This is a genomic window from Hyphomonas sp. (genome assembly GCF_040882205.1).
GTDB lineage: Bacteria > Pseudomonadota > Alphaproteobacteria > Caulobacterales > Hyphomonadaceae > Hyphomonas.
Genome location: NZ_JBBEBT010000078.1, coordinates 1 through 6,597, shown reverse-complemented (window position 1 = coordinate 6,597; position 6,597 = coordinate 1). Strand labels below are relative to the sequence as shown.

Below are 6,597 nucleotides of genomic sequence, written 5' to 3'. Positions count from 1 at the left end.
TGGCCTGATCGACCTGCTCGAACGCCTTGGCCGGGGCACGATTGCATTTGTTCGCGAAGTGACCGCCACGCTCGCCTTTCTTGGCGAGACGATGTTCACGATTGTCCGCCTGCTCGCCCAGCCCTGGAAGCTGCGCTGGACGTCGATTGTCTCGGTGATGGAGGAAGCGGGCCTTAACGCGATGCCGATCATCGCGTTCCTTTCCTTCTTCGTCGGTATGGTGGTGGCCTTCATCGGTGCGACGACGCTGCGCGATTTCGACCTCGAGATCTATACGATCGAACTCATAGGCTATTCGATGCTGCGCGAGTTCGGCGTGGTGTTGACCGGCATCGTGCTCGCGGGGCGGACGAACTCGTCCTTCACCGCGCAGATCGGCACAATGAAGATGCGCCAGGAAATCGACGCCATGCAGACGCTCGGCCTGAAGCCGATGGACGTGCTGGTGGCGCCGCGTGTGCTGGCTATGCTGGTGATGACGCCGATCCTGACCTTCGTGGCGACGCTGGCGGGCATCGCGGGCGGCATCGTCGTGGCATGGACATCGCTGGACATCAATCCTGGCCTGTTCGTGGAACGCCTCCGCGCCTCGGTGCCGCTGGACCAGTTCTGGATTGGCATGTCGAAGGCGCCCTTCTTCGGTATCGTTGTGGCGATGATCGCCTGCCGGCAGGGCCTGCTGACCGGCGGCAGCGTGCAGTCGCTCGGCCACCGCACCACGACCTCGGTGGTGCAGGCGATCTTCGCGGTGATCGTGCTCGATGCGCTGTTCGCGATCTTCTATATGGAGCTTGGCATATGAGCGCCGGGCCGGTCATCCGTATACGTGACCTCAAGGTGGCCTATGGGCCGAACGTGGTCCTCGAGCACCTGAATCTCGACATCCCGCAAGGCGAGGTGGTCGGGATCATTGGACCGTCGGGCTGCGGCAAGTCCGTGCTGCTTCGCGCGATCACCGGACTCAAGCCCCCGGAAAGTGGCACCGTCGAAGTGTTCGGCCAGCAGCTCGACAGCCTGTCGCGCGTCGAACGCACGGCGCTTGAGCGCCGCTGGGGCATCATGTTCCAGGACGGCGCCCTGTTCTCGAACCTGACGGTGCGCGAGAATGTCATGGTGCCGATGAAGGAGCATACGCTGCTCAGCCGCGGGCTTATGCAAGACCTGGCTGACATGAAGATCCGCCTGTCCGGCCTTGGCGCGAGCGCCGGCGACAAGTATCCGGCAGACCTGTCCGGCGGCATGCGCAAGCGCGCCGCACTGGCCCGGGCGCTGGCACTCGATCCGGAGCTCCTGTTTCTCGACGAACCGACAGCGGGGCTTGATCCGATCACGGCGGCCGGTTTCGATACACTCGTGCGCTCACTGCAGCGCGCGCTTGCCCTTACGGTTTTCCTCGTGACGCATGATGTCGATACGCTGCATGCAACTTGCGACCGCATCGTGGTGCTCGGCGAGAAGAAAGTCCTGGCAGTCGGAACCATCCCTGAACTCCGGCAGGTCGATCATCCGTGGATTCAGGAGTATTTCAGCGGGCCGCGCGGACGTGCGGCGGCGCCGATGGCAGAGAAGGAGGCTTAGAAAAAGCCATGGAAACACGAGCAAATTATGCATTGATCGGGGTACTGGTAATTGTTGCCACCGCGCTCGTTGCGGCCTTCGTGCTCTGGCTCGGACAGTCCGAGTTCCAACGCGACTTCAAATCCTATGACATCGTGTTCGAAGGTCCCGTCTCGCTCGAGGCTGGCGGCGCGGTCCGCTATATTGGCGTGAAGGTTGGCGAGGTCGCTACCGTGCGCATCGACAAGGCGGACCCGTCGAAGGTGCGCGCACATATCCGTGTTTCGCGCGACACGCCGATCCGGGTCGACTCCACTGCGTCGATCCAGCTCGCTGGAATCACCGGCATCACTTTCGTGCAGATCAGCGCCGGCACCGGCGCGCCGCTGGAGGCGCGGCCCGGTCAGCCGGTGCCGGTGATCAAGTCCGAACGCACGCTGGTCGACCAGATCGTCGCCGGCGGCGCCCAGGCGCTCGGCCGCGCCAACCTCACCTTTGACGGGATCAACCGGATCCTGACGGACGAGAACATTGCTTCGATGAGCACTTCGATCCGCAATCTTGAGACGATCACAAACAAGCTCGCCTCGGACGATGGTCTGATCGGTGAGGCCTCGGCAACGCTGAGAGATGTCTCGGCGGCGTCCCGGGCATTTGAAGATGCCTCCCGCGAACTGGAAGGGGCCGGCAAGTCCGCCAGCGTGACCATTGTGGAGGCGGGCGCCGACATCGAGGCTCTGGTGACGGATGTCCGAAAGGTCGCAAATTCGGCGCAGGACACGCTTGAGGAAAGCCGGCGCGCGGCCGCCGCCGTGACGGGCCTGATGGAAGGTCCGGCGATCGAGACACTCGAGAACACCGCCGCAGCAAGCCAGGACCTGCGCGTCCTGATCAACCGGCTGGATCGCACCGTGCGCAATATTGAACGCAACCCACAGGGCTTCGTCGTTGGCGAGCCGCTGCCATATGAGGAGAAGCGCTGATGATCCGGTTCCTGATCATATCGGCTACAATCGCCAGTCTCGCGGGCTGTGTCAGCGTCCTTCCGAAGACGGAAGCGCCGGAGGCCTATTACCGCATCGGCCCGATCCAGCCCATGCATGAGCTGAAGGCGTCGGTGCGCATCCGCGAGCCGGAAGCCTCGCGCCTGTTCTCCGGACGCACGATTGCGGCCGAAGACGAGACCGGAGCGCTGCGTGTCGTGCGCGCCGTTCAGTGGACGGATAATGCCACCGAGATGATGCTGGGCGGTCTGCTGGACGCGCTTAACGGCAAAGGCGAACACGCGGCGCTGCCGGCGGGTGCCTCCGGGCCAACACAGTACGAAGTTACCTGGCGGATGAGCGAGTTCACGCTTTACGGCAGTACTGCCCGCTGCCGGTTGGACGCAGCGCTGTTGACGGGCCGTGCGCGCACCGTGATCTCGCAGACTACGGTGGCGACGACGGCCGTGGCGCTCGACAACACGAACGCGGCGCGCGCCAAGGCGCTTACAGATGCTGGCCGGGCCTGCATCAGCGAACTGGCCGCGTTCATCGCCGAGGAGACGGCTGGGGAAACTCCGGCGCCCTAGTCTTTCTTCATCGGGCAGGTATTGATGCCCAGCAGGCTGTATACGGGGTATGAGCCGATCAGACCGGTGGGGCGAGTGGCACGACGCCGGGCCAGCCCCGGAGTGTCTGCGGGCCGATAAATACGAGGCTGATCAGCGCGGCGCCGGCGATGACCTGCAGGGCGCGGCCGGGTGCGCCTTCATTGGTCTTGAACATAATGGGCTGCAAAGAAAATGCCGGACCCGCATGGCGGGCCCGGCATCATCATCGGTCCATCCGGCCCCCGGTATTATCCGGAAACCTACCTGTCGCAGTGTCAGCCGACCTTCATCTCGTCGAAGGCGAGGTCCTTGTCGACGCGCACGTCCTGCGGAAGGCCGAGCACGCGCTCGGCGATGATGTTCTTCAGGATCTCATCGGTACCGCCGGCAATGCGAAGGCCCGGCGCCCACATGAAGCTCTGCTGGAAGATCGCATCCCCCGGCATCCGCTCGGTTTCGGTGATGATGCCGAAATGGTCCTGCATCTCGATAGCCGAGTTGCAGATGTCCTGCAGGTGGTTGGCGGTGATGATCTTGCCGATCGAGTTTTCCGGTCCGGGCGTCTGGCCGCGCGAAAGAGCCGTTTGGGTACGGAACTTCGTCAGCTTGTAGCCCTGCGCGGCGACATACCAGTCTGCCAGCTTTTCGCGGAAGGCCTGGTCGCTCATCGCGCCGGATTGCTGGGCATAGGCCATGATTTCGCCCCAGTCCGGGCCGGGCGAGCCGCCGACGGCGAGGCGTTCGTTCATCAGCGTGACGAGCGCCACTTTCCAGCCATCGCCCACGGCGCCGAGACGGTCGGTGTCCGGGATGCGTACGTCGGTGAAGTAGACTTCGTTGAACTCGCGCCCGCCAGAGGCCTGGTGGATCGGGCGGACTTCAACGCCGGCCTGCTTCATGTTGACGATGAACATGGTCAGGCCCTTGTGCTTGGGAACCTTTGGGTTCGTCCGCACAAGAACAATGCCGAAATCGGAATAGTGGGCACCCGAGGTCCAGACTTTCTGGCCGTTGATAACCCATTCGTCCCCGTCCTTGACGGCTTTGGTCTTGAGGCCCGCCACGTCGGACCCGGCCGAAGGCTCGGAGAAGAGCTGGCACCAGATTTCCTCGCCTTGCAGGGCCTTCTGGACGAAGCGGTCCTTGTGGCCTTCAGAGCCGAAGGCGATGACGGTCGGGACGCACATGCCGAGTCCGATGGCAAACGGGCCGGTCGGCGCGTCAAATTTCGACTCTTCCTGGCCCCAGATGACCGCCTCCATCGAGGTGCCGCCGCGTCCGCCCCATTCCTTCGGCCAGGTGATCTGCGCGAACTTGTTCTCGGCCTTGATCTTCTGCCAGTCTTTCGCGCGCTTCAGCGCCGACTCGCCGGAACCCGCACGCGGACGGGCGCCGGATTTCGGCTCCAGATGCCTGGAGAGGAAATCGTGCGCCTCCTTGCGGAAGGCGGCTTCGGCGGGGGTGTCATTGAAGTCCATGTCGGTCTCCGTTGCTTTCAGTTGCTTGAGGTTGAAACCGGACAGGCGGTCCGGGTTACAGTCTGGGAAATATATTTTTGTGAGAACGCTTGCTGACAAGGCGTTGCCATATTCCATCCCGAATTGGGGCGTCTTGTGAGATTTCGGCGCCGGGATGAAAAGCGATGGGCTTCCGCCTGCGGCGCAGAACTAAGGGACAACGTCAAATGTCGAATATCTTTGCGCATACCCGCCGCATCGCTGCGGCTTCCGCCGCCTCCATGCTCATTGCCGGGATGGCGCACGCGGGCGTCGAACTCAAACTGGGCAACGATAAGGTCGCCGCCACGTCGGTCACGTTCAGCGTTTCGCAGCAGCCGGTCTACGACCCGATCACCTATATGCCGGTCGAGCCTGCCAAATCGAGCCTCTATGTCGGCGGCATTTACGTAACCCGCACCTTCGACACCTCGTCCGTCAAGGTCATCAAGCACGTCGTCAACGGCACGTCGGTTCCGGCCGTCGAGATCGCGATCACGGCTGACGGCTCGGCTGACAAGCAGGTCTGGACGCTCAACGACGCGGTTCTCAACAACTACTCGACCTATACCGGCGAGAACTCGCAGGTCGTCGAGAACTTCGATATCACCTACAAGACTGCGACCCTGAAGGTCTACACGAACGGCGCAACGACGCCGTCCGACACGGTCACCTGGAACGCCCCCGAACCCGCCGCAGCGGTTGCGGTTGAAGAAGGCGGCCACTAATCCAGCATAGCTTGGGCGGCGGGAGAAATCCCGCCGTCCGAGGCTTGCCGGGGTGAACGCATCACGCCGCATTCTTAGCCTCGAGCGTGCGTACCAGCTTCTCTTTCCAGACCTTCGGCGAACCGGCCTGCACGGCCAGCAGCTTCGCCCGGCGATAGTAGAGGTGGCAGTCGACTTCCCAGGTGAAGCCCATGCCGCCATGCGTCTGGATGTTTTCCTTTGACGCAAACCAGTAGGCTTCCGAAGCTGCCACGCGGGCTGCGGCCGCTGCTTCCGGCAGCTCTGCCGCGTCCGTCGACAGCGCCCAGGCGCCGTAGAAGCAGTTCGACCGGGCAATCTCGTTCTTCACGTAGATGTCAGCCAGTTTGTGCTTGATCGCCTGGTTGCCGCCGATCGGGCGGCCAAAGGCATAGCGGTTCTTGGCATAGTCGTTGGCCATGTCGAGGCAGACAGAGGCGCCGCCGAGTTGTTCGAAGGCGAACAGCACGGCTACGCGGTCCATCAGCCGGGCATTCAGAGCGTCGCCTTCGCCCTTGCCTCCGAGGCGTTCGGCCGGCGTAGCGTCAAAGGTGATTTCGGCATGGCTGCGGGTCGGGTCGATGGTTTGCAGCGTCTTGCGGGTAACGCCCCTGGCCGAGAGGTCAACAAGCACAAGCGACAGGCCCTTGCCTTCCTTGGCCAGTACGACCGCGTGGGTGGCGATGTCGCCATCGGTGACGGGGATCTTGGTGCCGCTGAGGGTCTTGCCGTCAAACGCGGTGCGCATGTTCGCGGCGTCGGGATTGCCGGGACCTTCGGAGGCGGCGTAGGCGCCGATCACTTCGCCGGCAGCGATCAGGGGCAGGATGGCGGCTTTCTGCGTTTCGCTGCCGGCCAGTTTTACGGCTTCGGTCAGGAAATAGGCGGTCGAGGCGAATGGCACCGGTGCAACCGCGCGGCCCATTTCCTCGGCGAGGACGCACATTTCCAGCATGCCAAGGCCGAGACCGCCATGCTCTTCCGGAATGGCGGCGCCCAGCCAGCCCATTTCGACGACCTTCTTCCAGAGGTCCTTGTGATAGGCGACGGCGTCGTCGTTAAGAACCTTGCGGACTTCCGTGGTCGGGCACTGGGCCGACAGGAATTTCCGGGCTTCGCCGGCAAGGTATTTCTGGTCTTCGGAGAAATCAAAATTCATGGCGCACTGGCTCCCATCGCCCCCGGGGCGTTGCTTGTTATGTCG

The 6,597-nt window shown here is 63.1% G+C and carries 7 protein-coding genes and 1 pseudogene; 5 read left to right on the top strand and 3 right to left on the bottom strand.

The genetic code is table 11. From position 1 onward, the window contains the following. From WEA77_RS03335 to WEA77_RS03320, 4 genes are all read left to right on the top strand, one after another. Positions 1–802: MlaE family ABC transporter permease (locus WEA77_RS03335; protein WP_368066440.1), on the top strand; the 802-nt coding region annotated here is incomplete at its 5' end. Next, positions 799–1,578, top strand: coding sequence for an ABC transporter ATP-binding protein (locus WEA77_RS03330; protein ID WP_368066439.1), 780 nt, complete (start codon positions 799–801; stop codon positions 1,576–1,578). The genes WEA77_RS03335 and WEA77_RS03330, both read left to right, overlap by 4 nt. Positions 1,579–1,586: 8 nt before the next feature. Then, positions 1,587–2,540 (top strand): MlaD family protein, encoded by a 954-nt coding sequence (locus tag WEA77_RS03325; RefSeq protein ID WP_368066438.1) that lies wholly within the window; start codon positions 1,587–1,589, stop codon positions 2,538–2,540. After that, the gene (locus WEA77_RS03320) at positions 2,540–3,130 is read left to right on the top strand and encodes a hypothetical protein (RefSeq protein WP_368066437.1); all 591 of its coding nucleotides are present in this window, start codon (positions 2,540–2,542) and stop codon (positions 3,128–3,130) included. The genes WEA77_RS03325 and WEA77_RS03320 overlap by 1 nt, the downstream gene beginning before the upstream one ends. On the opposite strand, the pseudogene WEA77_RS03315 reads toward WEA77_RS03320, so the two are convergent. Both WEA77_RS03315 and WEA77_RS03310 read right to left on the bottom strand, forming a co-directional pair. Beyond that, positions 3,127–3,326, bottom strand: a pseudogene (locus WEA77_RS03315) (DUF2892 domain-containing protein). The gene WEA77_RS03320 and the pseudogene WEA77_RS03315 sit on opposite strands and share 4 nt — an antisense overlap. Positions 3,327–3,426: 100 nt before the next feature. Continuing rightward, positions 3,427–4,629, bottom strand: coding sequence for an acyl-CoA dehydrogenase family protein (locus tag WEA77_RS03310; RefSeq protein WP_368066436.1), 1,203 nt, complete (start codon positions 4,627–4,629; stop codon positions 3,427–3,429). 206 nt (positions 4,630–4,835) lie between these two features. Between WEA77_RS03310 and WEA77_RS03305 the strand changes: the two genes are divergently transcribed. Then, complete coding sequence (locus WEA77_RS03305) at positions 4,836–5,375, top strand: type VI secretion system tube protein Hcp (RefSeq protein ID WP_368066435.1); 540 nt, start codon at positions 4,836–4,838, stop codon at positions 5,373–5,375. A 61-nt stretch (positions 5,376–5,436) separates the two neighbouring features. Here WEA77_RS03305 and WEA77_RS03300 read toward each other — a convergent pair whose 3' ends face one another. Then, complete coding sequence (locus WEA77_RS03300) at positions 5,437–6,552, bottom strand: acyl-CoA dehydrogenase family protein (RefSeq protein WP_368066434.1); 1,116 nt, start codon at positions 6,550–6,552, stop codon at positions 5,437–5,439. Positions 6,553–6,597 lie beyond the last annotated feature (45 nt).